Origin of the sequence: Streptomyces sp. DI166, assembly GCF_900091315.1 — a bacterium.
Taxonomy (GTDB): Bacteria; Actinomycetota; Actinomycetes; order Streptomycetales; family Streptomycetaceae; genus Streptomyces; species Streptomyces fuscus.
Window position 1 is genome coordinate 78,229 of the sequence record NZ_FLSP01000006.1, and the last position, 23,307, is coordinate 101,535.

The window sequence follows — 23,307 nt, forward strand, 5'->3', positions numbered from 1 at the left end:
CAGCCCGCGGCGTTCAGACGCTCTGCGGGACCGTGGCGTTCAGTCGCTCTGTCGGTGCGCCGAAAGGCAGGACGAGCGTGCGGGTCGCTATGAGCCAGACGCCGTCGACCTTCCGAAAGGTGTCCTCGTAGTGGCCGATGTTCGCCGGCAGCCGGGGCGGGATCGGCGCACCTTCGGTGTAGCCGTCCACGCGGTAGGTCGCGAAGTACGTGGTCGCCGACGCGGTGTCCGGAGAGTCGACGGTGACCAGGATGTTGGTGCACATCCGCCGGGACAGGCGGTCCGCGGGCCGGGAACCGAAGTAGGCGCGCAGGGCTTCCCGCCCCTCGATACGGCGCCCGTCGTACGGCCATTCCCAGACCCCGTCCGGGGTGAAGAGGTCGCAGACCGTACGGGGATCACCCAGGTCGAGGCGGCGCACGAGTTCCAGGACCAAACGCTCGCAGCTGCGCTCCGCGAGAAGACACGCCGTGGGATCAAGATCGTGAGTCGTCATCTCCACTTCCTACCAGGTCAGTTGGGGCATCCACGAGTCCTTTGTGATCACCGGCTCGGGACGGCGGCCGAGTGGTTAGGCCGCGGTTAGCCGCATGTCACCGGCGGCTAACCCGCACCCCCGTAGACCTGGGTCCAGCGGCGGCACCGACCGGGTGCCGTGGGTCTGGCAGGAGGACGAATCATGCGACGGACGTTCATGTCGTGGGCGGCAGTGACGGTACTCAGTGTTGGGGCGGCCGTGTCCCTGACGGCGTGCAGCTCGGACGGTGACAAGCCGGCGCCGAATGTCGCGGGTGACCAGGGCGGGCAGGGCGAGGAGAAGCAGCCGCAGGACCCGAAGGACGTCGCCGAGGCGTACGCCAAGTGCATGCGGAAGCAGGGGCAGGAGGTGCAGGTCGACGAGTTCGGCCGCGTCTCCGGCTCCGCGACCGGAACCGGGTCGGAGGGCCGGGTGGCCGGCGAGAACCTGCCCAAGGTCATCGAGAAGTGCGACAAGGAGGTCCCCGGCATGAAGCAGCTCAGGGAGAAGGGGAACTCGGACGCCCTGGAACAGGGCCGTGGCCTGGCCAAGTGCCTGCGCGAGAACGGCATCCCGAACATGGCTGACCCGGACCCGAAGCTGGGCGCCCTGTCCGTCCCGAAGGACGCGGCGGGCGACAAGTGGACCAAGGCGATGGGCATCTGCGGTGACAAGTTCCCCGGCGCCGCCTTCGTCGCGGAGCAGACGCAGTGACGGTTCAGATCAGCAGCGAGGAGGAGCGGCCGGAACGCCGTCGCGGCGCGTCGCGCTCTCGCCGGCGGTTCCTCGCCGCCGGGATCGTCACTGCCTTGGCGGCGGCGGGCACGACCCTGGCCGCCCAGCGGTGGCCGAGCGACGACCAGGACGCCGCCACACACAACCGCCCCCGCTCGACGGCGCCGGTCGAGCGCACTTCCCTGGCCTCCGGGCTGCAACTGGACGGCGAGCTCGGCCACACGCCCGCCGACGAGATCACCGCCCAGGGCCAGGGCACCTTCACCAAGCTGCCCAAGAACGGTGATCACATCCGCGTCGGCGAGCCCCTGTACGAGATCGACGCGCAACCCGTCGTCCTGTTCCGCGGCTCCCGCCCCTTCTGGCGTGTACTGCAGAAGGGCATGAGCGACGGCCCGGACGTCAAGGACCTGGAGCGCAACCTCACCGAACTCGGCTTCGCCGACGCGACCAACCTGACCGTGGACGAGGAGTTCACCGACGCCACGACAGAAGCCGTCAAGCGATGGCAGAAGGCACTCGGCGTGGAGCAGACGGGCACGGTGGAACTCGGCCGGGTCGCGGTTCTCCCCTACGGGGACGTGTGGGTCGAGGAAGTCGTCGCCAAGCCCGGGGCGACGGCGGGGACCGGCGGCACGGTGCTGAAGGTGACGACCACGGACGTGTACGCCACCATCAAGCCCGAGGAGGAGCAGCTGCCACAACTTCCCCCGGGCAGCAGACTCATGGTGCGGCTCGACGTCGGCGGCACCCTCCAGGGGAGGATCACCTCCATCACCCGGAACACCCCCGGCAGCGGCGACGGCTCCGGCGGACCGGACAACCAGGCCAAACCCACGGTGTCGATCCGGCTCAAGGACCAGAAGAAGGCCACCGCGGCCCTGCGCAGCGGACGCGTCGGCGTCACCGTCACCGTCCCGGAGAAGAAGGCGGACGACGTCCTCGCCGTCCCGGTGACCGCCCTGCTCGCCACGGCCGGCGGCGGCTACGGCGTGGAGGTCGTCCGGCCGGACTCGGCCGAGCCGGAACTCGTCCCGGTGAAGGTGGGGCTGATCGTCGCGGGCCAGGCCGAGGTCGAGGGCCGGATCAAGGAGGGCGACAAGGTGGTGATCCCCGTATGAGCCGAGAGAGCGGTCGCCACGGGGACGGGCGGCGCACCCCGGTCCTGCAGCTCGACAAGGTCGTCAAGGAGTACGACGGCGACCCACCGCTGCGGATCCTGCACGGCATCGATCTCACCGTCCACCAGGGCGAGTTGGTGGCCGTCGTCGGGCCCTCCGGGTCCGGCAAGAGCACGCTGCTGTCGTTGGTCGGCACGCTCGACCGGCCGACGTCGGGACGGGTCCACCTGGACGGCCACGACCTGACGGACCTGAACGACCGGCAGATCGCGGCACTGCGCGCCAGCAGCATCGGCTTCGTCTTCCAGCAGTTCTTCCTCCTCCCGGGCCTGACGACCGTCGACAACGTCGCCACCGGCCTGCTCTACACCGGGGAGAGCGCCCGACGCAGACACGAACGAGCCGTACGCGCACTGCGCGAGGTGGGCCTGGCACACCGGCTCGATCACCGGCCCGACCAGCTGTCCGGCGGTGAGAAGCAGCGCGTCGCCATCGCCCGGGCCCTGGTCGGCAGACCCGCGCTGCTCCTCGCCGACGAACCCACCGGTGCCCTGGACTCCGCGTCCGGGCAGGGAGTCGTCGATCTGCTGCTGCACCTGAACGCCCAAGGCACGACCGTCATGGTCATCACCCACGACCGCGACCTGGCCGCTTCCTTCCCCCGCCAGATCGGGGTGCAGGACGGACGTGTCGCATTCGACCTGCACGGCGACACGCGCACAGCCGCTGTCCCGCGGTCCGCACAGGGAGGCCCGGGATGACGCAACACCTGCCCCGCCCGGCCCGGCTCCGGCTGCCCGACCTGCTCAGAATCGGACTCATCGGCCCCCGGACCCGCCGACTGCGCTCGGCGCTGTCCGCCCTGGGGATCGCCCTGGGCATCGCGGCAGTCGTCGCCATCACCGGTATCTCGGCATCCAGCCAGGCCCACCTCCTCGACCGCCTGGACCGCCTGGGCAGCAACCTGATCTCCGTGTCGCCGGGGGAGAACTACGGCGGAGAAAAGGTCCCGCTGCCCAAGGAAGCAGTCAGCATGCTCGGCAACATCGCACCCGTCGAGCAAGTGAGCGCCACCGCCGAAACCAAGGCGAACGTCTACCGCAGCGACTTCGTCCCCCCGAACCAGACCAACAGCCTGCGCGTGCTGTCGGCACGCCTGGATCTGCTGAAGACGCTGCGGGGAGAGCTGAGTTCGGGACGCTGGCTCGACAAGGGCACCCAACGGCTCCCCGTGGTCGTCCTGGGCGACACCGCGGCCCGGCGGCTGGGCGTGACCGCCCCGGGAACCAAAGTGTGGCTCTCCGGCCGATCCCTGCCCGGAGGCTGGTACGGAGTGATCGGCATCCTGCGGGCGAACGAACTCGTCCCCGAGATAGACGACTCGGTCCTGGTCGGCGCTCCCCAGGCCGTCGCCGAACTCGGCGGCGACCGCACACCGTCGACCGTCTACGTACGCACCCACCCCGACCGGGTACGTGACGTACAGGACGTGGCCGCGGCCACCGCCAACCCCGCCCGGCCGTCCGTGGTCGCCGTCTCCCGCCCGTCCGACCTGCTCAAGGCGCGCTCGGAGACGGATACCGCCCTCACCGGCCTCGTCCTCTCCCTCGCCGGTGTCGCCCTGCTGGTCGGAGGGGTCGGGATCGCCAACACCATGGTCGTCGGCGTCATGGAACGGCGCGGGGAAGTGGGGCTGTGCCGCGCACTGGGAGCACGCAGGGGGCAGATCACCCTGCAGTTCCTGATCGAGGCGGTACTCCTCGGCCTGTTCGGCGGCCTGGCCGGCGCCGCCCTGGGGGTCGTGGCGGTCTACGGATACGCGGGCGTGAAGGATTGGCCCGCCACCGTGCCCATGGCGTGGGTGGCGGCCGGACCGGCGGTGGCCGTACTGGTCGGCACGGTGGCCGGGCTGTATCCGGCACTGAGGGCGGCCCGGATGTCGCCCACGGGGGCGCTGCGCTCGGCCTGAGTATCGGAAGGTGGTCATCCGGGGCCCGGCGCGAGAGGCGCCGGGTCCCGGACCGACGCGTGCCGACCGGGCGGCAGCTCCACGCGCACCGTGAGACCGCCGGACGCGTTGGGTCGTACGGCCATCGTGCCGCGGTGCGTGCCTGTGACCGCCCGGATCACGGACAGACCGAGGCCCGCCCCCTTCCGGCGTCCGCTGCCCCGCTGGAAGGGTTCGCAGAGAGTCGGCACATCGGCCTCCGTGACAAAGGGGCCGGTGTTGACCACCTCGATGAACGCGCACCCCGCGTCGGTCGTTCCGGTGGTGACGTGGACCGAACCGTCGGCCTGGTTGTGGCGGACGGCGTTGGTCACCAGGTTCCCCACGAGCTGATGGAGCAGCGAAGCGTCACCCCACACAGGGGCGGTATGCAAGTAGGCGTCCACGGTGACGCCGGTCTCCCGCGCTTCCGCGAGCACATCGGCGATCGCCGTCCGTGTCTCCTCGGCGAGGTCCACCGAGCTCGGAAGCAGTACACCGCTCTCGCCTTTCGCCAGGGCCAGCAGGGCGGCGATCAGGCGCTCGCTGCGCCGGGTGGCGTCCAGAGCGCGGTGGATGTTGGGCAGGAGATCGTCCGGAATCCGACCCTGGGAAAGCGGGATCTCCAGTGCGGTGCGCTGCACGGTGAGGGGCGTGCGCAGTTCGTGGGAGGCGTGTCCGGTGAAGCGCCGCTGTTCCGCGAAGCTGCGCTCAAGACGGTCGAGCATGGCGTCGAACGTGTCCGCGAGCTCCTTTACCTCGTCGTCGGGGCCGACGAGAGACAGCCGGGCGTGCAGGTTCCGGTCCCCGATGTCGCGGGCGGCCGCGGTCACCCGACCGATACGGGACAGGCCGCGCCGGGAGACCCACCAGCTGGCCAGGAGGGAGAACAAGGTCATCAGGACCAGCAGGAGCAGACACAGTTGCAGCAGCTCCTCCATGACATCCTGTTCGAACACCGCGAAGCGACCGGCGCTGGTCCCCGCCACCTGGGCGGCCGGCACCGAGAGAACGCCCTCGCCGAGCGCGTCCTCGGACCGCGTCGCCAAGACAATCGAGCTGTTGCGCGCGATGATCTCGCCCGCGCTCGCCCAGATCAGGGCGAGGAGAGCGGCGTTGCCGACGACGAACACGGTCGCGTTGATCAGGGCCAGACGGGTCCGGATGGTCAGCCGGCCGAAGGACAGGCTCACAGTCTGTATCCGAATCCGGGAACCGTCTCGATGAGAGGCGGTGGGCCCAGCTTGCGGCGGAGCTGGTGGACGGTGACCTTCACGGTGGTGCTCTCCGGATCCGTGTCGTAGTCCCACACGATTTCCAGCAGGTCGGCCGCGCGCAGCGGGGAGCCGTCGGCCGACATCAGCGCCTCCAGCACTCCGAGTTCCTTCGGGGTGAGCCGCAACAGACGCCCGTCACGCTCGGCGATCCTGCGGACGGTGTCCAGGCGCAGACCGTGCCGTTCGAGGACGGTCGGTGTGCCACTGGGCCCGCGCCGGGCCAGGGCCTGCAGCCGGGCGACCAGTTCGACGTAGGAGAAGGGCTTGGCGAGGTAGTCGTCCGCGCCCTTGCCCAGGCCGTCGACGAGATCTGCCAGCGATCCGGCCGCCGTCAGCATGAGGATCCGGGCCGGATACCCGTTCGTGGTCAGCATGCGGCACACGGCGTCGCCGTGGATGCCGGGCAGATCACGGTCCAGGACCAGTACGTCGTAGTCGGCTGCCGCCGCCATTTCCATCGCCCGGCCGCCGTCGAAGGCGACGTCCGCGACGATGCCCGAGGAGCGCAGCCCGTCGGCGATCATTTCGGCGAGGTCCTCCTCGTCCTCAACCACCAGTACGCGCATCGCTACCCCTCTCGTTCGGCTGTTCAGGCTCGCAGCCAGGGGGTTAAGCCGCGGTTAGCCGGAAGTCACCCGCGACAAACCGCCCCTCCGGGCCGCGGCAGGGTGCGTATGAGGGGGTGACTCGGACGCTGTCGGCGCGATGACGGGAATCGTGGATTCCCTTACCCGCGGCGGTAGTTGCCGTGTCGAACCTCTTGACCCGGGGTGGCTGGAACCATATCTTGCTGCAAGTTTCAGCAAGATTTTGCTGAGAGGTGCGGCCTGTAACAGCCGTGCCCGCAATCCATTGCCCCAGCCTTTGGAGAGCCGCATGCACACGAACACAGCACCCGCCCGAAGACGAACCACCGCCGCGCTGGCGGGGGCGGGGCTGATCCTCGGCCTCACCACCGCTCTGGCCGCACCCGCACAGCCTGCCGCCGCAGCCCCCACCGCGAACGGCGGCAAGAAAGTCACCGCAGTCCTGTTCGAGTGGAACTTCGACTCGATCGCCCGTGAGTGCACCCGCACGCTCGGTCCGAAGGGTTACGGGTTCGTGCAGGTGTCCCCGCCGCAGGAACGTATACAGGGCAGCGCGTGGTGGACCGCCTACCAGCCGGTCAGCTACAAGATCCAGGGACCGCTGGGCGACCGTGACTCATTCCGTACCATGGTCGACACGTGTCACGACGCCGGCGTGAAGGTCGTCGTCGACGCCGTGCTGAACCACATGACGTCCGGTTCCGGAACCGGCACCGCCGGCACGCAGTACACCAAGTACAACTACCCGGGCACCTACTCGGACGCGGACTTCCACAGTTGCCGCCAACCCATCGGCAGCAACTACAAGGACCGTTACAACGTCCAGGAGTGCGAGCTGGGCGAGACAGGACAGCCTTCGCTCTCCGACCTGAACACCAGCAGCGACTACGTCCGCGGCAAGATCGCCGGCTATCTCAACGACCTGCTGTCCCTGGGCGTCGACGGCTTCCGCATGGACGCCGTCAAGCACATGGCCGCCGGGGACCTCGCCGCCATCCGCAGCAGGCTCACCGACCCGAACGTCCACTGGATGCAGGAGGCCATCTACGGCGCGGGCGAGGCCGTCTCGCCGACCGAGTACCTGGCGACCGGCGACGTCCAGGAGTTCCGCTACACCACCGACCTGAAGAGGGTGATGACCGGGGAGAAGCTGTCGTACCTGAAGAACTTCGGTGAGGGATGGGGCTACATGCCGTCCGGGCAGAGCGGCACCATGGTCACCAACCATGACACCGAGCGCAACGGTTCGAGCCTGAGCTACCGCGACGGCGCGAACTACACGCTCGCCCACGTCTTCATGCTCGCCCACCCCTACGGCTCCCCGTCCGTCCACTCCGGGTACGAGTTCAGCAACCGGGACGCCGGCGCCCCCAACGGCGGTACCGTCAACGCCTGTTACAGCGACGGCTGGAGCTGCCAGCACACCTGGCGCCAGATCGCCAACATGGTGGACTTCCGCAATGTCTCCGAGGGCACCGCCCTCACCGACTGGTGGGACAACGGCAACAACGCCATCGCCTTCGGCCGCGGCAGCAAGGCGTACGTCGCCATCAACCACGAGGGCGGCTCCCTCACCCGGACCTACCAGACCTCCCTCCCGGCCGGCACCTACTGCGACATCCAGCACGGCGACCCGACCGCGAACGGCGGCTGCTCCGGCACCACGTACACCGTCGACGGGGACGGCAGGTTCACGGCCACCATCAGCGGCAACGACGCCGTCGCCCTGCACATCGGCGCGATGGTCGAGGACGAGCCCGGCGACAACACCGCCACCGTCTACTACAGCACCGACAAGAACTGGTCGGCCTACCACATCCACTACGCGCCCACCGGCGGCAGCTGGACCACCCCGCCCGGTGTCGCCATGGAGAGCGCGTGCGCGGGCTGGGTGAAGAAGAGCATCCCCCTCGGCTCGGCCACCGGCCTCAAGGCGGCCTTCAACAACGGCTCCGGCACCTGGGACAACAACAGCGGTGCCGACTACGCCCTCGGCACCGGTGACCTCACCGTCAAGAACGGAGTCATCGGCACGGGCAACCCCTGCGACGAACCGCAGACCGACCCCGGCGCCTCCTTCGCGGTCAACGCGACCACGGTCCTCGGCGAGAACATCTACGTAGTCGGCGACAAAGCAGCCCTCGGCGACTGGGCGCCTGCCGCCGCGCTGAAGCTGGACTCCGCCGCCTACCCGGTGTGGAAGCTCGACGTGGACCTCCCCGCGGGCACGTCCTTCGAGTACAAGTACATCCGCAAGGACGCCTCCGGCACCGTCACTTGGGAAACCGGCGCCAACCGCACGGCCACCGTCCCCGCGGACGGGAAGGTCACGCTGAACGACACCTGGCGCAACTGAACCGCAGCCGTGTGAGGGGGTACCGGCTGACACCGGTGCCCCCGTTGCGGAGTCCGGTGGGGCCGGTCACGTCACCGGCCGGCGCACGACGACGGCGGCCCGTGCCACGCGGGGGTGAGCGGCGAGTACGGCCTCGATCTCACCGGGCTCCACCCGGAACCCACGGATCTGCACCTGCGCGTCTGCCCGTCCGAGGTAGTCCAGCGTCCCGTCCGGGCGGCACTGGGCCAGGTCGCCGGAGCGGTACATGCGCGCTCCGGGCGGACCGAACGGGTCCTCCAGGAAGCGTTCGGCGGTCAGCTCCGGCCGGTTCAGATATCCGGCGGCCACACCGGCGCCGGAGACGTACATCTCACCGACCGCACCGGGCGGCACGGGACGCCCCTCGGCATCGAGGAGATGGACACGCAGGTCGCCCAGGGGCCGCCCGATGACGCTGCCCCGCCGCGGGCCGTCCAGGTCGGCCCGGGTCAGCCGGTGATGGGTGACATGCACGGTGGTCTCGGTGATGCCGTACGTAACGCAACGCCGCACAGTCACCGTCGTGTTCGAGGTCCGCGTCGATCAACTGCTCGAAGGCGGACGGCGTCTGGCTGAGGACCGTGACACCCTCGCGGTGCAGCAGCTGCACGAAGCCTTGGGGCGAGCGGCTGACGTCGTAAGGAACGACGACCACCCGGCCGCCGTGGAGCAGGGCGCCCCACATCTCCCACACGGAGAAGTCGAAGGCGTAGGAGTGGAGCGATGCCGAGCATGGCGTGGTGGACGCCGGCGCCTTTGAGGCGGCAGTCGCGGAGAATCTTCCACGCCTTCATGCGGGCGAAGGCGTGCTCGACGCGGGCTCGGACCTGCTTGTGGGACTTGTTGTGTTCCTCTTTCCAGGCCGGCAGTTCGGTCTGGCCGTGCTTGCGGCGGTGCGGGATGACGAGTCCGGTGCCCGGGTAGCCGCCGTCGGGTGATCGTGGTGGTCTTGCCGACGGCGGCCTTGGCACCGGATTCCACCCATGCCTTGCAGCCGTTGCGGTTCCCGGCGAGCGGCCGACCGACCACGACGACCAGGCGGGTGTAGGCGTCGATGACGACCTGGTGGTTGGTGGAGTACCTGTAGTTCTTCGACCGCTCGGCGATGGTGTGGTCGCGGGTGGGGACGAGGGTTCCGTCCACGATGAGCACGGTGTTCTTCGCGAATCGTTTGCGGGGCTGGAGGGCGAGCATCGGCCCGAGGTGGTCGATGATCCGGTCGGCCGCCGACTTGGACACCCCGAACAGTGGGGCGAGCTGCCGCATCGTGAGGTTCGTTCGCCAGTAGGCCGCGACCAGCAGGGCCCGGTCCTCCAGCGGAAGACTCCACAGCCGGCCCCTGCGGACCGCGTCCGCCCCCTCGCGCCGCAGCACCGTCACCAGCTTCCCGAACTGCCGCGGGCTGAGCCCGGTGAACGGGGCTATCCAGGACGGCTCCGACACCGTGATCACACCAGTCACTGCGTGATCATTCCACTGCTTCAGGTTCCCCCTGCTCGAACGCGATGCGGCAGCGTTCTACCTGGTCGGCCACCTGCTCCATGAACCAGCGCATGACCTCGTAGGGGACAACACGCTCGTCAGGGCTGTAGACGCGAACGGTCGGCTGCAGATTCGGGTCCTCGTCTGGAACAAGCGCTACCAGGAAGGCAGCGCCGGGCAAGTGGGTCACCGCGGCGTTGGGGTTCTCGGCACCCGTGGCCGGCGCAGGCACAGCCTCGCTCAGCTCCACGGCCCAGGCATCGTCAGGCAACGCGTAGTGGAACAGGACGGCGTAGTGGCGGCCTGCATGTTCTCGCAGCTCCCATGGCATGTCAGCAGGCTGCCACATCGGCCGTGTCGGAGGCTCGCGGGTATCCCGGCCCTCACCAGAGCGCAACCCAGCCAGCATTTGCAGGACAGCCCTTAGCCACGGATCCGGAGACCGGGAAGACGAAGGTCGAGAAGGTCACGGCCGAGATCAAGGGCCAGGGTCTGAAGAACCTCGTCAAGGTCACCACGATGTCGATGGCGAGAAGGGGAGCAAGTCCGCCTCGGTCACGGCGACCGACGGTCACCCGTTCTGGGTCCCCGAGCTCGGAGAGTGGATCGACGCCACGGACCTGAAGTCCGGATTTTGGCTGCGCACCAGCGCCGGCGTACGCGTGCAGATCACGGCGGTGGAACGGTGGACCGCGCAGGAGGCGACGGTTCACAACCTGACTGTCAGTGACTTGCATACGTACTATGTGTTGGCCGGAGCCGCACCTGTACTCGTTCACAACAGCAGTCCGGCGCAGTGCGACCTCCTCTTCCCCGGGCCAAATGCTCGGGAGGGCGTGGAAGTCTCGGAATTCGGTGAGATGTCAGCGGCGGAAACCGCTCAGATTCAAGACGTAGGTGCTCGCCTCGGTTGTTACTCGTGCGGTGCGACGAACCCAAGGGTATCTGGCCACTGGACCCCGGATCATCAGCCGATTACGTCGCTGGTGCTTGAGGGAACGCCGCAGATGCTCTATCCGCATTGCGAGACCTGCATGAGAGGTCAGGGTAATGTGGCCATTAAACTGCTCACTGGGAGGAACCCTCAGGGATACAGGCGGAGGCCGTCTGGGCTGATTGTGCCGAGGAACCTGCTGAACGCTGGCACTAGCTGGTCCCAACGGTCGTCTGGGCTGTGGGCTCCGGGCGCGTAGAGGAAGTGATCACTTCAATGACAGCCCAGACGGTGTGGATTGATTCCCTGGGAGGGCTCTATGTGTGTCTTCCGGAGTCCGTGCGGGAGTTGTGGCAAGGGGGGGTTGAGGATGACGAGGATGACCCGGAAGAGTCCACTGACTACTGGCAGGCGGGTCAAACTGATGGCATCGTTGGCACTTACTCCATCGCCGGGGTGCAGGCTTTGGTATTGGCGGGCGGAAAGGGACCGCTGACTTACGTGCCAAGCCTGGATTTGTTCGTGCAGCGGATGGCGAAAACCTCGGACGTAAATGAGATTAAGACCGTTGTCGACGCTCTACCCACCCTGCGTTGGGAAACGATCACGCAGTGGGACACAGGAAGCGATCTAGTTGTCTTCGACGCCGTGTGGCCAGGGAAGGAGGTTCCTCCCCGTCGGCTGCTGCGCGTACCTCGACCGGCAGGTCCAGTAGATGTGCAGGTGGCTCAACTCACACCGAGTGAGCGCTGGAATATCTGGGTCACACTATATCGTCTGGTGTGATACCGGGGATATCTCGTGGAATCTATCCACACCTCCGCCGTCGGACGTGCTGTTGCATGCTGCTTTGCGTGAACAAAAGGCTGGCGCCTGCACGGTCAGCGATCACGTGGCGGCGGTTTGGTGTGTCCTATCGCCGCGCGGAAATCGGAGAGATTCATGATGCTTCCTGACTGATTTATGTGGACTACCTGGACTAGAAATTGTGATGTCAGTTGGCCGCGCGTAAGAAACTGCGGATCTTTCCGCACAGCCATGGACGCCAGCGGAACGCAAGAGAGAAGTACAGGTAGAACGGTGCCGCATACGCGCGTGCTATGTACTGGTGAGGCCATGCTGATCCTCGTCCACAATTGTGGCGGCGACCCCTCCGATCAGAGAACGCCGTATTCCTGGCCGAGCATCAGGGTGGCCGATGGGGGGTACTCCCTGAAGGTTGACGAGGCCGGTGGAGCACCCATAGTCGAAATTTGGAGCGGTTTGTAATTCCTGATAGAATTGTACGCCGCAGTGTTCCCGCGACTCGATTTGTGCGCCGGACCGGTGCTGCGACTTGCTTTGCAGAGCAGATGAAGGCGGTGCTGAAGGTGGATCGGTCGCGTTCGTCCTGAGAGGCCATGCCGGACTGGCCCCTGACGCCCAATCGCGGGGAGCTCCTGCCGGACGTGGTGTTCCTGTCCCCCGGGATGGAGTGGTGAAGCCTCGCTAATCGTGCCGAGGCAACTATGTTGGGCAATGGTTGCAAATTGAGGCACCGTCAGGCGCTTCTGGTGGGACTTCTGTGTGGCGTGACGGCAGTAGCTGACAGCAACGGTTGAGTGCATAGCACCGCAGAAGACCGAGCAATGGGTACAGCAACGGCGGGGCCCCCGGGCGCGCCCCCGGTAGCCCCGCCGGACGGCTGCTCGCTCAGGCCGCCAGCGCGGAGACCTTCCCCCGCGTCACCCTCGGCTCAAGCACCCGCTCGGCCAAGTAGCCGAACAGCAGCCCGAAGGCGGCCCACAGCACCGCCTGCGTGCCGATGGAGGCGATCCGGAACTCCCAAAGGTCGTTCGCCGGGAAGCCCTTGGGCGTGTTGTCGCCCGACGGCAGGACAGCCATCGTCACCGCCATGACCGCCACGAAGGCGACCCCGGCGGTGATGGAGGCGTTCCAGTTGCCCCAACCAGGGGCGAGTCTGCGCCCCAGCAGAACCGCGGCGATGCCCAGCAGGACGCTGAGGACGATCATGCCCACGAACAGGATGGTGCGTTCCCCGATGGTGTCGGGGTTGCCGACGGCGGGCGGGTTCGCGGGGTACTTCAGGGTCGGGATCAGGTACAGGAGCAGGAACCCGGCGAGCGCGGTGAACGAAGCCGTGGCCCGCGCCCCGATACGGCCGACACGACCCAGCGCGAAGCAGAACGCGAGTGCCGCTATGCCGCCGATGGCGACGCCGAAGACGAGTACGCCGGTGGCGAGACCGGCGGTCGACTGCACGGTACGGCTGACGAGCTCCTCGCCGCCGTGCTCATGGGAGTTGGACTCCTCGAACGCGATGGCCGCGTCGACGGGCCCTTCTCCGACCAGGTAGGCGAAGACGAAGGCGAGCACGCCGGCGCCGAGGCCGGCGAGCATGCCGCGCACCAGAAGGGTGCGTACGGTGACGGAGTTCATGTAGGGGAGGCTCCGTCAGTGGCAGGGGAAGCCGAGGAGGTGGCGGGCGTCGTGCACCCACTCGTGCACGCCCTCGCCGGAGACCAGGGCGGTCGCGCCCTGCTCGGCGCCGACGAAGTAGAGCAGGACCAGCATCAGGACGCCGAAGAAGACGGCCCAGGGGGCGATCGTCCGCAGCGGCAGCGGCGTGAGGGTCTGGGTGGTGGGGGTGGGGGCGGCAGTGGACTGCGCCATGGCGAGACCTCCTCGGGAACTACGCGTCCCGCATCGTGTGGAGCACTCGACGACAGCGTTGGGTCTGACTCACCATCCCCGCCTGGTGGGCGGGTGTGGCACACAGTGGCGCGACCGTGCCGGGCTTTCACCGGACTTCCGTGGCGCTGTCGTCCTTGTCGCCCCAGATGGTAGAGGCAAGAAGGACTTCGGCCAACATGGCGTACGCCACCTACGACGAACCGACCCCGCGGAAAGGCCCACCATGACGATCCGGCTCACGCTGCTGTGCGCCGCGGCTCCTACAGAGCGCGACCCGAGGTTCGGCGGAGACACTCAGCTGGACGCGAAAGCCCTGGAGCAGGCACGAAGAGTCGCCGGACTCCTGCCTGCAGCCGACGCCGTACTCTCGGCGCCTTCCCGACGATGCCGACAGACCGCGGAGATCGTCGCTCGCGAGGACGCCGTCACGGTCGAACCGGCCCTGCGAGGTATGGACATGGGCAGCTGGCAGGGCCTGACCCCGGACGAGGTCGCCACCAACGACGCTGTCGGACTGGCCAGTTGGATGTCGGACCCCGAAGCCGCCCCGCACGGCGGCGAGTCGGTGGCTCAACTGTGCCGCCGAACCGCCGCCTGGCTGGACAGCCTGCCCGACGACACGGGACGGGCCCTGGCCATTGTCGAACAGGACGTGGCACGCGCGGCCCTGCTCCACGCCATCGGCGCACCGGAGCCGTCGTTCTGGCGCATCGACGTCCCGCCCCTGTCCTTCTTCCAGCTCACGAGCAGATCCGGCCGCTGGAACCTGCGGATCGTCGCCGCGACGGGTGGTCGGCACGTGTCTCAATGACGTGGATCAGGCACCTCACCTCACCAGGGGCGTCAACGGTCCACCAGCCGTGGACGCGGTGCCTCGCCCACGGATTCCGCGTCGGTGTCGTCGCCGCCGACCGGGCCGCGGGGCAGCAACCGGTCCAGCCACTTCGGCAGCCACCAGTTGGCCCGGCCGAGGAGTGTCATGGTCGCCGGTACCAGCACCATGCGTACGACCGTGGCGTCGATGAAGATCGCGGTGGCCAGGCCGAGCCCGAACATCTTGGTGGAGGGGTCCTCGGCCACGGCGAAGGACAGGAACACCGCCACCATGATGAGGGCCGCCGAGGTGATGATCCGGGCAGTGCGCGAAACGCCCTCGACGATCGCCCTGCCGTTGTCGCCGGTGCGCAGGTACTCCTCGCGTACGCGGGAGAGGAGGAACACCTCGTAGTCCATCGACAGGCCGAACAGGATGGCGAAGAGGAACATCGGGATGAACGACACGATCGGAACCGTCGCTTCCAGCCCGATGAGCGCGCCTCCCCAGCCCCACTGGAAGACGGCGACCATGACGCCGTAGGCCGCGCCGATGCTCAGCACGTTCAGCAGTACGGCCTTGAGCGGTACGACGACCGACCGGAACACCAGCATCAGCAGCAGGAACGACATCGCCAGCACGGTGGCGACGAGCAGCGGCAGGCGTTCGCTGGTGCGTTGGCCCACATCGGACAGGCTCGCGGCGGCGCCGCCCACATGGGCCCTGGCCGGCCCGTGCCCGATCGCCGTGGGCAGCACGTCGGTGCGCAGCCGGGCAATGGTGTCGGCCGTGGCCTTGTCCTGCGGGCTGGTGGTCGGGAACACCACCAGCGTCGCGATGCCGGTGGCCCGGTCGATGCGCGTCGGCGCGACGGACGCGATGCCCGGATCCGCCGCGACCGACCCGGCGAGTCGGTCCAGCACTCCCGGGTCACCGTTGGGGTCCACGGCGATGACGAGGGGACCGTTGGTGCCAGGGCCGAACCCCTCGGCGACAAGGTCGTAGGCCCGGCGCTCGGTACGGCTTTGGGGCATCGAGCCGTCGTCGGGCAGGCCGACACGCAGGCCGAGTACGGGCAGCGCCGCGGCCAGCAGCAGCCCCGCCGCGCCGACCGCGTAGGGCACCGGGTGCCGGTTGACGTGCGCGATCCAGCGACGCCACCCGGCGGCGGGGACGGCATCCGGCGCCCCACCCCGCCGCCTTCCCCGAAGAGCCCGGCCGATCCGGCCGACCCGCCCCAGACGCGGGCCGGCCGCTCCGAGGAACGCCGGCAGCAGCGTCACCGACGCGACGACCATGATCAGTACGACGATCGAGACGGCGATCCCGCCCACCGTCATGAACGGCACGTTCGCGACCGCCAGGCCGAGGATCGACACGACGACCGTGCCACCGGCGAAGACCACCGGCCGCCCCGCCGTGGCCACCGCGCGCCCGGCCGCTTCGTGCGGTTCGTCCCCGCGCGCGAGGTACTCCCGGTGCCTGGCCAGCACGAACAGCGCGTAGTCGATGCCCACCCCGAGCCCGACCATGCTGCCCAGCACCGGCGCGAAAGTCGGGACGTCCGTGACCCCCGCCAGTACCGTCATGGTGGCCACCCCGACCGTCAGGCCGAAGACCGCCATCCCGATCGGCAGCGCGGCGGCGACGAGCGAACCGAACGCCAGGAACAGGATCGCGGCCGCCGCGAGGAGGCCGATCAGCTCACTCACGCCACCGTCGGGGTCGGAGAAGGCGTAGAAGAGGTCCCCGCCCATCTCGATACGCAGGGGCAGCTCGGCGCGCAGCCGGTCGCCGAGCGCGACCAGGGCGTCGAGGTCATCGGCCGACAGTCGGCTCTGGTCGGGGTACTGCACCCGGACGACCGCGATCCGCCCGTCGGCCGACACCAGGCCGTCGCGCACGGCAGCGCCCCCGCCCGCGTCCAGCGCCCCTGCCGGGTCGCTCGTGCTGAGCACGTGCGGCAGCCGCTCCACCTCGGTCTGCAACCGCGTGAGAGCGGTGCGCGCACCGCCGTCGTCGACGAACGTCGCACCCTCGTCGAGGGGAGTGACGACCACTTGGGCCGTCATCCCCTCCTGCCCGGTACCGGCCTGCTCGATCAGTTCCGCGGCCCGTTGGGAGTCCAGCCCCGGAGCGGTCATCGAGTCCGCGGTACGCCCGCCGAAGGCGATCGCGGCGAGGACGGCAAGAGTGACGGCGATCAGCCATGCCGCGATCACCCGCCAGGGATGGCGGGCGGCGCTTGCGCCCACGCGCAACAGGGCTTTCGAGAGCATCGGGTCCTCCAACCACCTCGGTGGCCGTCCTTGTACGGCCGCCGATGCCGAGGCTCCTCGCCACGGCGCTCTGCGGGATCGGCCCGTGGGCCGCGATTCCGTCGGCCCCGGGGCGGAGTGATGTCCCGTCCTTTCGGCCGATGCGCGGCAGCGCGCGATGCCGGACCCTGGAGCCGTGCTGCGAGACGACCTGCGAACCCTGTGGACCGAGCCCCGGCCGCCCGACGCGCCCGCCCGGGTGTGGCGGGACTGGGCTCTGCTCGCCGTCTGCCTTGCCGCTGTGGCGCTGGAGGCCGGCCTGCGCGAGGACGTGGTGTGGCGGCCGGTGGCGGCGGTGTTCGCCGTAGGGCTGTGCCTGCTGCTCCTGTGGCGCCGGACCCGCCCGCTGGCGATGGTCGCGCTGGCCTTCGGCTCGGTGGTCCTGCTCCAGCTGGCCTCGCTGGTGGCCGCGAGGGGCGAGCCCGTCGGCCTGGACACCAGCGCGGTGGTGCTCGTCCTGGTGTACGCGTTGCCCCGGTGGGGGTCGGGACGGGACATCGTGCTGGGCGCCGCCGCGGTCCTGGCGGCCTTCGCGCTGTGCGCCGTCATGGACGACACCCCGCCCGCCGAACAGATCGTGGGCTTGGTCTTCCTGTTGCTGCCCGGCATGATCGGGGCGGCCGTACGGTTCTGGGGGACCGCTCGCGAGCGGCAAATGGACCAGGTGCGCTCCCGCGAGCGTGAGCAGCTCGCCCGGGAACTGCACGACACGGTGGCCCACCACGTGTCGGCCATCGTGATCCGTGCCCAGGCGGGCCGGGTGCTCGCCGCCACCGACCCGGACGCCGCCGTCGAGGCGTTGGAGGGCGTCGAGGAGGAAGGGGCGCGCACGCTGGAGGAAATGCGAGCCATGGTCGCCGCGCTGCGCGACCGCGGGGTGGGCGCCGAGCTGGCACCGCCCGCAGGCGTCGCGGATCTGGAGCGCCTGGTGCGCGCGCCGGGCGATCGCCTCAAGGTCGACCTGCGGCTCGACGGCGAGCTGGCCTCGCTGCCCCCGGCCGTGGACGCGGCCGTCTACCGCATCGTGCAGGAGTCGGTGACCAACGCGATGCGCCATGCGGTCGGCGCGACCGAGGTCGGCGTCCGGGTCACCGCGGAACACCACACCGTACGGGTCAGTGTCCGCGACAACGGCCAACGCACCGGCCGAGTTCGCGACGGATACGGACTCGCCGGACTGCGCGAGCGCGCGGCCCTCCTCGGCGGCTCGCTACGAGCCGGTCCGGGTACCGACCGGGGGTGGCAAGTCGAAGCGGAGCTGCCGACAGCGAGGAGCGAGCGCGGTGCCTATTCGCGTCCTCGTCGCTGACGACCAGGCGATCATCCGCACCGGGTTGCGGATCATGCTGAACGCCCAGCCCGGAATCGAGGTGGTCGGCGAAGCGGCCGACGGGCGGGAAGCGGTACGCCTGGCCCGTGAACTGCGCCCCGACGTCTGCCTGTTCGACATCCGCATGCCCGAACTCGACGGGCTCGAAGCGACCCGGCTGCTCGCAGGCCCGGGCGTCGCCGACCCGCTGGCCGTGGTCGTCATTACTACGTTCGACCTGGACGAGTACGTCTACGGCTCCCTGCGCGCCGGCGCCCGCGGATTCCTGCTCAAGGACACGGGCCCGGACCTACTGGCGCAAGCCGTACGGTCGGCGTCCGACGGGGAGGCGCTCATCGCGCCCAGCGTCACCGTCCGTCTGCTCCAGGCCTTCGCGGGCCTGCCCGGCGGCCGACCCGTGGCCCAGCCGGTCTCCCCGGTCACCGCCCGCGAGGAGGAGGTGCTCCTCGCCGTGGCCCGCGGGCTGACCAACACCGAGATCGCCGACGCACTGCACATCAGCCTCAGCACGGTGAAGACGCATCTGGCCTCCCTGATGGCCAAACTCGGCGCCCGCAACCGGGTCGAGATCGCGATGTGGGCCTACGAGACGCGCCGTATCCTCCCCGGCACGTGACGTACCAGGAGACCTGGCCTCAGCGGGAAGGTTCCCGAGGAGTCAGTGAGTCCAAGAGCTCCCGACCCTCCCGCCACGAGCCCAGCCCACTCGCGGAGTTGATATGTCCGTACGCGCCCACGAGGTGCCATCGCGCATCCCACCGCTCAGCGAAGCCCTCGGCCACCTCGGGAGCGCAGTACGGATCGTCGGCGCTGCCCACCACCAGCGCCGGGCACGGCAACGGCCGTGCTGACACACCCATGAACGTCGAGGCCGTCCGACGTGGAAAGGCCGGCCCCTGCGGGTCGGGCGGCGCCACCAGGAACGCACCGCCGACCCGGCCGTATGTTTCCCTGGCCAGCCACTCCGCCGCGGCCCAACACCCCAGACTGTGAGCCACCAGCACCACACGGCTGTCCCGCCGGGAAGCCTCTACGTACGCCCCCTGAACAGCGCGGACCCAGTCATCCAGCTCGGGCGCGGACCACGAGGCCGGGGCGATCCTCACCGCTGAGGCGCCCCACTGGCGTTCCCACAAGGTCTGCCAGTGCTCCCCGTCCGATCCGTCGATCCCCGGGACGATGACGTACGCGACCACAGCCCACCACCATTTCACTCGCCGCCCCCTGCGATCCTGGGAGCACATGACCCAGATTCTGTTGGATGCATCTGGACGCCAGCGGCGAGGCAAGTGATCTCAAAGAAAGTGGTGCGGACAACGATGGAATCACTCGACCGGACAGACCGAGCCATCCTCACCCTGCTCCAGACGGACGGTCGGCTGACCGGCGCGGAAATAGGCCGACGCGTCGGACTCTCGCAGCCCGCCGCCAGCGCGCGCATCCAACGGCTGGAGAGGAACGGCGTCATCACCGGCTACCGAGCCGTCGTCGACCCTACCGCCCTCGGCCTGAACATCCACGCGGTCATCCGACTGCGCACCACCCACGCCCAGCTCCAACGCGCCCTGGACCTCGCCTCACGAACCCCTGAGATCACCTCCACGCTCCGAGTCACCGGGGAGGACTGCCTCATCTTCGACGTCCACTGCCCGCAGGCGGAACGACTCGAAGAGGTAGTCGACGCGCTCGCCCGCTACGGCCCCGTCACCACCTCCCTCGTCCTGCGCGCCTACCCCCCGAAGCCGTTGACCGACGCCGGCACCACAACGTCATGACACGGGGCGGCGCCGCGAGGACCGTCGCCCCGCGCCACCGCCCCATGTCATGTGCGCCGCGGGACCTTACGTGAGGGTGATGGCGTACACCTGCACCCGAGGATCATTCGGCAGCCCGACAGACCGCACCGTCTTCGACGCGTCAAGCCCGGCCGAGGCACCGAACAGCCGCACGGGCGGCCCGTCCACACCCTGCCCCCGCTTGATCCGGTGCGGCATCTCCAGCACCACCGCGCTGCCTTGAGGAGCCGACCCGGCCCAGTCGCCGACGGTTACCAGCACTTCGCTGGTGGTCCCGTCGGTGTAGCGGACGGTGAGGGCCGCTGCCGCGGGCCCGTGGTGTGCCACGGCGACCAGCCGCAGCGCCCGGTACTTCCCGGCCGGGAGCAGCAGGGACTGACCGCGGGCCTCGACGAAGTTCGGGGCCGTGCCCCGCGGGTCGGGGGCCTCGTAGGTGACGCCGTCCCACTTCACCGGCCCTGCCGCGGGCAGCAGTTCCGCGTCGAAGCTCCACCCCGCCCCGTCGAAGTCGCCTTCGTCGGGCGCCGCGACGGTCGCGGTGCCGTCGTGGTTGAGCTCCCTGCCGAGGCCGAAGGCACACTGCTCACCCGCATCCTCCGCGCAGCGGGCCGCCGCGCGGACCTCGATGGTGGCGACGCGTTCCACGGGCTTCACGCCCTTGGCCCGCGCGGTGATCCTCACGGTGTACGAGCCCGGCTCGGTGCCGGCCGGGACGTTCACGTCCACCGCCACGGTCCGCTGCAGAGGAAGCCGACCGGACTTGAGCGAGAACGAACCGGGGGTCTTCGCGCTCCAGCCGCTGGGAGTCTTCGCGGTGATGTCCACCCGCAGCGAGCCAGGTGACTGCCCCAGGACGTCCATCTGCAGACGCACGCTCTGCGGGCTGTCCGCGACCGGCACAACATCGGACGAGGTGCGCAGCGAGGCATCGAGGTGGCGACGGGAATCGGCCGCCGCACGGTTCACGGACGGCGGCTCGGCGCCTTTGCCGGTGCCCCACGCCGACGGCTTCTCGGCCATCTCGAAGTCGAGACGCCCGCCCTTGGCGACCGCGTCCCAGTCCAGCCAGGTGGCCTTGAGGTTCTTCCCGCCGAACTCGGCCCGCCGCACATAGCGCCGCGTGTCGCTCGCACCCGGCGCCTTGACGGTCAGTGTGCCGCCCTGCTGCTTGCCGTAGGCGCCGATGCGGATGACCGCCGAGGGGAACTGCGGACTGGACACGGCGAGGAAGTCACCGCCGTTCGTCGTCGGGTACAGGCCCAGGGAGGAGAAGACGTACCAGGCCGACATGGTGCCCAGGTCGTCATTGCCCGTCATACCGTCGGGTCCGTCGGTGAAGAGGGTCATCGCGGCCCGGACCACGGTGGCTGTCTTCGCGGGCGCCCCGGCCCACAGGTACATGTACGGGGCGTGCAGATCGGGCTCGTTGTTCGGGTTGTACGTGGCCTTGCCGTAGTAGTCGTACGGCGCCGAAATCCAGTCCTCCCGCGCGGCCTTGGCCGGGTCGGCGAGGAGCTTGTCGTAGGCGAAGAAGGCGTCCAGCCGCTTCTCGGTCTGCCGCCTGCCGCCCATCAGATCGACCAGCCCCGCCGGGTCCTGGGGCACCAGCCACTGGTACTGGTACGCCCCGCCCTCATGGAACTGATGGCTCGCCTCGACAGGGTCGTACGGCGTGAGCCAGGTGCCGTCGACCGTACGCGGCCGGAACTGCTTGATGTTGGAGTCCCACAGGTTGCGGTACCACTGCCCACGCGCCGCGAACAGCCGGGCATCCGCGGAGTGCCCCAGCCCCTTGGCCATCAACGCCAGCGACGCGTCCGCCGCCGCGTACTCCAGGGTCGCCGAAGCGGGGTGCCGGCAGTCGTTGTCGCCGCCCTTGTCGGCACAGTCCTTGCCCACGTCGAGCCCGCTGGGGATGTAGCCGCGCTCGGCGTAAGCGTCCACTCCCGCCCGCCCGTTGTACGGCGAGTCGGCCGGCGGCGCGCTCAGGGCGTTCTTCCGCAGCAGCGCGTACGCCTCCTTCTCGTGCCCCGCGAGCAGCCCCTTGGACCACGCCTCGACCAGGAAGGGCGTGACCGGGTCGCCGGTCATGATGTTGGTCTCGCTGTTGGCGAGCGACCAGCGCGGCAGCCAGCCGCCGTCCCGTCCGATCGCGACGACCGACAGAGCGACATCACGGGCGACTTGGGGCTGAAGCATCTGCAACAGCTGGTTCTGCGGCCGGTGGGTGTCCCACAGTGACAGGTTCTGATACGGCGTGAAGCCCGACGCCACATGCGTCTTGCCGTCGAACCCCGCGTACCGGCCGTCCACGTCCCCGGCGAGGTTCGGGTGCAACTGGGCGTGATAGAGCGCCGTGTAGAACGCCCGCCGACGCTCCAGCGGCCCACCATCGACCTTGACGGCGCCCAACTGGCGCTCCCACGAGGCATACAGAGCCGCGCGCGTGGCGTCGAAGTCGTAGGAGTCGCCGGTCTCGGCCTTCAGATTCTTGCGTGCGCCTTCGACACCCGTGTAGGACAGGCCCACCTTCACCACGACATCGCGGTCGTCGGCGGTATCGAAGGTCACCCAGGCGCCGTTGCCGCCCTCACCGGCCGCGTCGCGCTCGCCGGGGGAGGGAGTGCTGCCGCGCCAGGTGCCGTGCGAGGCGAACGGCCGGTCGAAGGTCGCCGTGAAGTAGACGGTGTGCCGGTCCTTGCCCGCACAGAAGTTGCCCGCCTCCACCCGTCCTTCGACGGTGCGGTCACCGACGACATGCACCTCGGACTCGTAGACCCTCTGGTTCGCCTTGCCCGTGTTGAACAGGACGTTGGCGCGGCCGGTCGAGGGGAAGGTGTAGCGCTGCCAGCCGGTGCGGGGCGTGGCGGTCAGCTCGGCGTCGATGCCGTAGGTCTTCAACCCGACGCGGTAGTAGCCGGGTTCGGCGTCCTCGTCGTCGTGCGAGTACGTGGACCGGTAGTCGGCCGGGTCGACGCTGTCGACGGCTCCGGTCGTCGGCATGATCGGCAGCTCGCCCATGACGGAGCAGCCGACGCCGGACAGGTGGGTCTGGCTGAAGCCGTGGATCTTGTCCTGCTGGTAGTCGTAACCGCCCTGGCCACCGGTGTCGGGACTGACCTGAACCATGCCGAAGGGGGCACTCGCACCGGGGAAGGTGTTGCCGAAGTTCTGCGTCCCGATGAACGGGTTGACCAGGGAGGTCAGTTGACCGTCGGCCGCCGGGGCCTCCTGGGCGGCGGCCGATGCCGGGCTGATCACACCGCCGGCGACGACGATGGCGGCGAGCACGGTCGATACGCGGTTGCGAAGTCGGTGCAGGGCTCTGTGCATGGAAG

Annotated in this window: 19 protein-coding genes and 3 pseudogenes; 11 read left to right on the forward strand and 11 right to left on the reverse strand. The window is 69.2% G+C overall.

The genetic code is table 11. The features are described from left to right. Positions 1 to 13: 13 nt before the first annotated feature. Entirely contained in the window at positions 14 to 496 is a 483-nt protein-coding gene (locus tag GA0115233_RS04810; RefSeq protein WP_093718811.1) for a nuclear transport factor 2 family protein, read from the reverse strand. Between the two features lie 183 nt (positions 497 to 679). On the opposite strand from GA0115233_RS04810, the gene GA0115233_RS04815 reads away from it, so the two are divergent. Genes GA0115233_RS04815 through GA0115233_RS04830 form a run of 4 tightly spaced genes read left to right on the forward strand, consistent with a single transcriptional unit; the run spans position 680 to position 4,342 of the window. Next, on the forward strand, positions 680 to 1,231 hold the full coding sequence (locus GA0115233_RS04815) for a hypothetical protein (RefSeq protein WP_141689474.1): 552 nt from the start codon (positions 680 to 682) through the stop codon (positions 1,229 to 1,231). Further along, complete coding sequence (locus tag GA0115233_RS04820; RefSeq protein WP_093718813.1) at positions 1,228 to 2,373, forward strand: peptidoglycan-binding protein; 1,146 nt, start codon at positions 1,228 to 1,230, stop codon at positions 2,371 to 2,373. The genes GA0115233_RS04815 and GA0115233_RS04820 overlap by 4 nt, the downstream gene beginning before the upstream one ends. Further along, positions 2,370 to 3,134 (forward strand): ABC transporter ATP-binding protein, encoded by a 765-nt coding sequence (locus GA0115233_RS04825; protein WP_093718814.1) that lies wholly within the window; start codon positions 2,370 to 2,372, stop codon positions 3,132 to 3,134. Before GA0115233_RS04820 ends, GA0115233_RS04825 begins: the two co-directional genes overlap by 4 nt. Next, a complete protein-coding gene (locus GA0115233_RS04830; RefSeq protein ID WP_093718815.1) occupies positions 3,131 to 4,342 on the forward strand; it encodes an ABC transporter permease in 1,212 nt (403 codons plus the stop codon). The genes GA0115233_RS04825 and GA0115233_RS04830 overlap by 4 nt, the downstream gene beginning before the upstream one ends. Positions 4,343 to 4,356: 14 nt before the next feature. Here the strand turns inward: GA0115233_RS04830 and GA0115233_RS04835 are convergent, their stop codons facing one another. Next, positions 4,357 to 5,553 (reverse strand): sensor histidine kinase, encoded by a 1,197-nt coding sequence (locus GA0115233_RS04835; RefSeq protein WP_093718816.1) that lies wholly within the window; start codon positions 5,551 to 5,553, stop codon positions 4,357 to 4,359. After that, positions 5,550 to 6,203, reverse strand: coding sequence for a response regulator transcription factor (locus GA0115233_RS04840; protein ID WP_093718817.1), 654 nt, complete (start codon positions 6,201 to 6,203; stop codon positions 5,550 to 5,552). The genes GA0115233_RS04835 and GA0115233_RS04840 overlap by 4 nt, the downstream gene beginning before the upstream one ends. A gap of 310 nt (positions 6,204 to 6,513) precedes the next feature. Between GA0115233_RS04840 and GA0115233_RS04845 the strand changes: the two genes are divergently transcribed. Beyond that, complete coding sequence (locus tag GA0115233_RS04845) at positions 6,514 to 8,580, forward strand: carbohydrate binding domain-containing protein (RefSeq protein ID WP_218063397.1); 2,067 nt, start codon at positions 6,514 to 6,516, stop codon at positions 8,578 to 8,580. Positions 8,581 to 8,661: 81 nt separating this feature from the next. Here the strand turns inward: GA0115233_RS04845 and GA0115233_RS04855 are convergent. The 3 genes and pseudogenes from GA0115233_RS04855 to GA0115233_RS04865 all read right to left on the reverse strand — a co-directional run. Further along, a pseudogene (locus tag GA0115233_RS04855) lies at positions 8,662 to 9,319 on the reverse strand (AMP-binding protein); the annotation flags it as partial. Between the two features lies 1 nt (position 9,320). Further along, positions 9,321 to 10,062 (reverse strand): annotated as a pseudogene (locus GA0115233_RS04860) (transposase); the annotation flags it as partial. Between the two features lie 7 nt (positions 10,063 to 10,069). Continuing rightward, on the reverse strand, positions 10,070 to 10,414 hold the full coding sequence (locus GA0115233_RS04865; RefSeq protein WP_093718818.1) for a hypothetical protein: 345 nt from the start codon (positions 10,412 to 10,414) through the stop codon (positions 10,070 to 10,072). Positions 10,415 to 10,500: 86 nt separating this feature from the next. On the opposite strand from GA0115233_RS04865, the pseudogene GA0115233_RS41615 reads away from it, so the two are divergent. Both GA0115233_RS41615 and GA0115233_RS04875 read left to right on the forward strand, forming a co-directional pair. Then, positions 10,501 to 10,868: pseudogene (locus GA0115233_RS41615) on the forward strand (polymorphic toxin-type HINT domain-containing protein); the annotation flags it as partial. Positions 10,869 to 11,293: 425 nt separating this feature from the next. Further along, complete coding sequence (locus tag GA0115233_RS04875; RefSeq protein ID WP_093718819.1) at positions 11,294 to 11,803, forward strand: Imm21 family immunity protein; 510 nt, start codon at positions 11,294 to 11,296, stop codon at positions 11,801 to 11,803. 906 nt (positions 11,804 to 12,709) lie between these two features. On the opposite strand, the gene GA0115233_RS04880 is transcribed toward GA0115233_RS04875, so the two are convergent. Together GA0115233_RS04880 and GA0115233_RS04885 are read right to left on the reverse strand one after the other, a co-directional pair. Then, positions 12,710 to 13,456, reverse strand: coding sequence for a CbtA family protein (locus GA0115233_RS04880; RefSeq protein WP_093718820.1), 747 nt, complete (start codon positions 13,454 to 13,456; stop codon positions 12,710 to 12,712). A gap of 15 nt (positions 13,457 to 13,471) precedes the next feature. Then, positions 13,472 to 13,690, reverse strand: coding sequence for a CbtB domain-containing protein (locus GA0115233_RS04885; RefSeq protein WP_053753999.1), 219 nt, complete (start codon positions 13,688 to 13,690; stop codon positions 13,472 to 13,474). Positions 13,691 to 13,934: 244 nt separating this feature from the next. Here GA0115233_RS04885 and GA0115233_RS04890 point away from each other — a divergent pair, with 244 nt between their 5' ends. Further along, positions 13,935 to 14,522 carry a histidine phosphatase family protein gene (locus GA0115233_RS04890; protein WP_093718821.1) on the forward strand — a complete coding sequence of 196 codons (588 nt, stop codon included), beginning with the start codon at positions 13,935 to 13,937 and terminating at the stop codon, positions 14,520 to 14,522. 32 nt (positions 14,523 to 14,554) lie between these two features. Here GA0115233_RS04890 and GA0115233_RS04895 read toward each other — a convergent pair whose 3' ends face one another. Continuing rightward, complete coding sequence (locus GA0115233_RS04895; RefSeq protein ID WP_093718822.1) at positions 14,555 to 16,804, reverse strand: MMPL family transporter; 2,250 nt, start codon at positions 16,802 to 16,804, stop codon at positions 14,555 to 14,557. 175 nt (positions 16,805 to 16,979) lie between these two features. On the opposite strand from GA0115233_RS04895, the gene GA0115233_RS04900 reads away from it, so the two are divergent. Continuing rightward, positions 16,980 to 18,152 (forward strand): sensor histidine kinase, encoded by a 1,173-nt coding sequence (locus GA0115233_RS04900; protein WP_093718823.1) that lies wholly within the window; start codon positions 16,980 to 16,982, stop codon positions 18,150 to 18,152. After that, positions 18,127 to 18,789 carry a response regulator gene (locus tag GA0115233_RS04905; protein WP_093718824.1) on the forward strand — a complete coding sequence of 221 codons (663 nt, stop codon included), beginning with the start codon at positions 18,127 to 18,129 and terminating at the stop codon, positions 18,787 to 18,789. Before GA0115233_RS04900 ends, GA0115233_RS04905 begins: the two co-directional genes overlap by 26 nt. Positions 18,790 to 18,808: 19 nt before the next feature. Here the strand turns inward: GA0115233_RS04905 and GA0115233_RS04910 are convergent, their stop codons facing one another. Then, positions 18,809 to 19,417, reverse strand: coding sequence for an RBBP9/YdeN family alpha/beta hydrolase (locus GA0115233_RS04910; RefSeq protein WP_313895801.1), 609 nt, complete (start codon positions 19,415 to 19,417; stop codon positions 18,809 to 18,811). Between the two features lie 75 nt (positions 19,418 to 19,492). On the opposite strand from GA0115233_RS04910, the gene GA0115233_RS04915 reads away from it, so the two are divergent. Further along, positions 19,493 to 19,948: an Lrp/AsnC family transcriptional regulator gene (locus tag GA0115233_RS04915; RefSeq protein ID WP_093718826.1), complete on the forward strand. Its 456-nt coding sequence runs from the start codon at positions 19,493 to 19,495 to the stop codon at positions 19,946 to 19,948. 66 nt (positions 19,949 to 20,014) lie between these two features. Here GA0115233_RS04915 and GA0115233_RS04920 read toward each other — a convergent pair whose 3' ends face one another. Then, positions 20,015 to 23,302: a GH92 family glycosyl hydrolase gene (locus tag GA0115233_RS04920; protein ID WP_093718827.1), complete on the reverse strand. Its 3,288-nt coding sequence runs from the start codon at positions 23,300 to 23,302 to the stop codon at positions 20,015 to 20,017. Positions 23,303 to 23,307: the final 5 nt, after the last annotated feature.

Coding starts and splice junctions, on each gene's coding strand:
- GA0115233_RS04810 (WP_093718811.1), bottom strand. CDS start 496: ATGACGACTCACGATCTTGATCCCACGGCGTGTCTTCTCGCGGAGCGC.
- GA0115233_RS04815 (WP_141689474.1), top strand. CDS start 680: ATGCGACGGACGTTCATGTCGTGGGCGGCAGTGACGGTACTCAGTGTT.
- GA0115233_RS04825 (WP_093718814.1), top strand. CDS start 2,370: ATGAGCCGAGAGAGCGGTCGCCACGGGGACGGGCGGCGCACCCCGGTC.
- GA0115233_RS04830 (WP_093718815.1), top strand. CDS start 3,131: ATGACGCAACACCTGCCCCGCCCGGCCCGGCTCCGGCTGCCCGACCTG.
- GA0115233_RS04840 (WP_093718817.1), bottom strand. CDS start 6,203: ATGCGCGTACTGGTGGTTGAGGACGAGGAGGACCTCGCCGAAATGATC.
- GA0115233_RS04845 (WP_218063397.1), top strand. CDS start 6,514: ATGCACACGAACACAGCACCCGCCCGAAGACGAACCACCGCCGCGCTG.
- GA0115233_RS04865 (WP_093718818.1), bottom strand. CDS start 10,414: ATGCCATGGGAGCTGCGAGAACATGCAGGCCGCCACTACGCCGTCCTG.
- GA0115233_RS04875 (WP_093718819.1), top strand. CDS start 11,294: ATGACAGCCCAGACGGTGTGGATTGATTCCCTGGGAGGGCTCTATGTG.
- GA0115233_RS04880 (WP_093718820.1), bottom strand. CDS start 13,456: ATGAACTCCGTCACCGTACGCACCCTTCTGGTGCGCGGCATGCTCGCC.
- GA0115233_RS04885 (WP_053753999.1), bottom strand. CDS start 13,690: ATGGCGCAGTCCACTGCCGCCCCCACCCCCACCACCCAGACCCTCACG.
- GA0115233_RS04890 (WP_093718821.1), top strand. CDS start 13,935: ATGACGATCCGGCTCACGCTGCTGTGCGCCGCGGCTCCTACAGAGCGC.
- GA0115233_RS04895 (WP_093718822.1), bottom strand. CDS start 16,804: ATGCTCTCGAAAGCCCTGTTGCGCGTGGGCGCAAGCGCCGCCCGCCAT.
- GA0115233_RS04910 (WP_313895801.1), bottom strand. CDS start 19,417: ATGTGCTCCCAGGATCGCAGGGGGCGGCGAGTGAAATGGTGGTGGGCT.
- GA0115233_RS04915 (WP_093718826.1), top strand. CDS start 19,493: ATGGAATCACTCGACCGGACAGACCGAGCCATCCTCACCCTGCTCCAG.
- GA0115233_RS04920 (WP_093718827.1), bottom strand. CDS start 23,302: ATGCACAGAGCCCTGCACCGACTTCGCAACCGCGTATCGACCGTGCTC.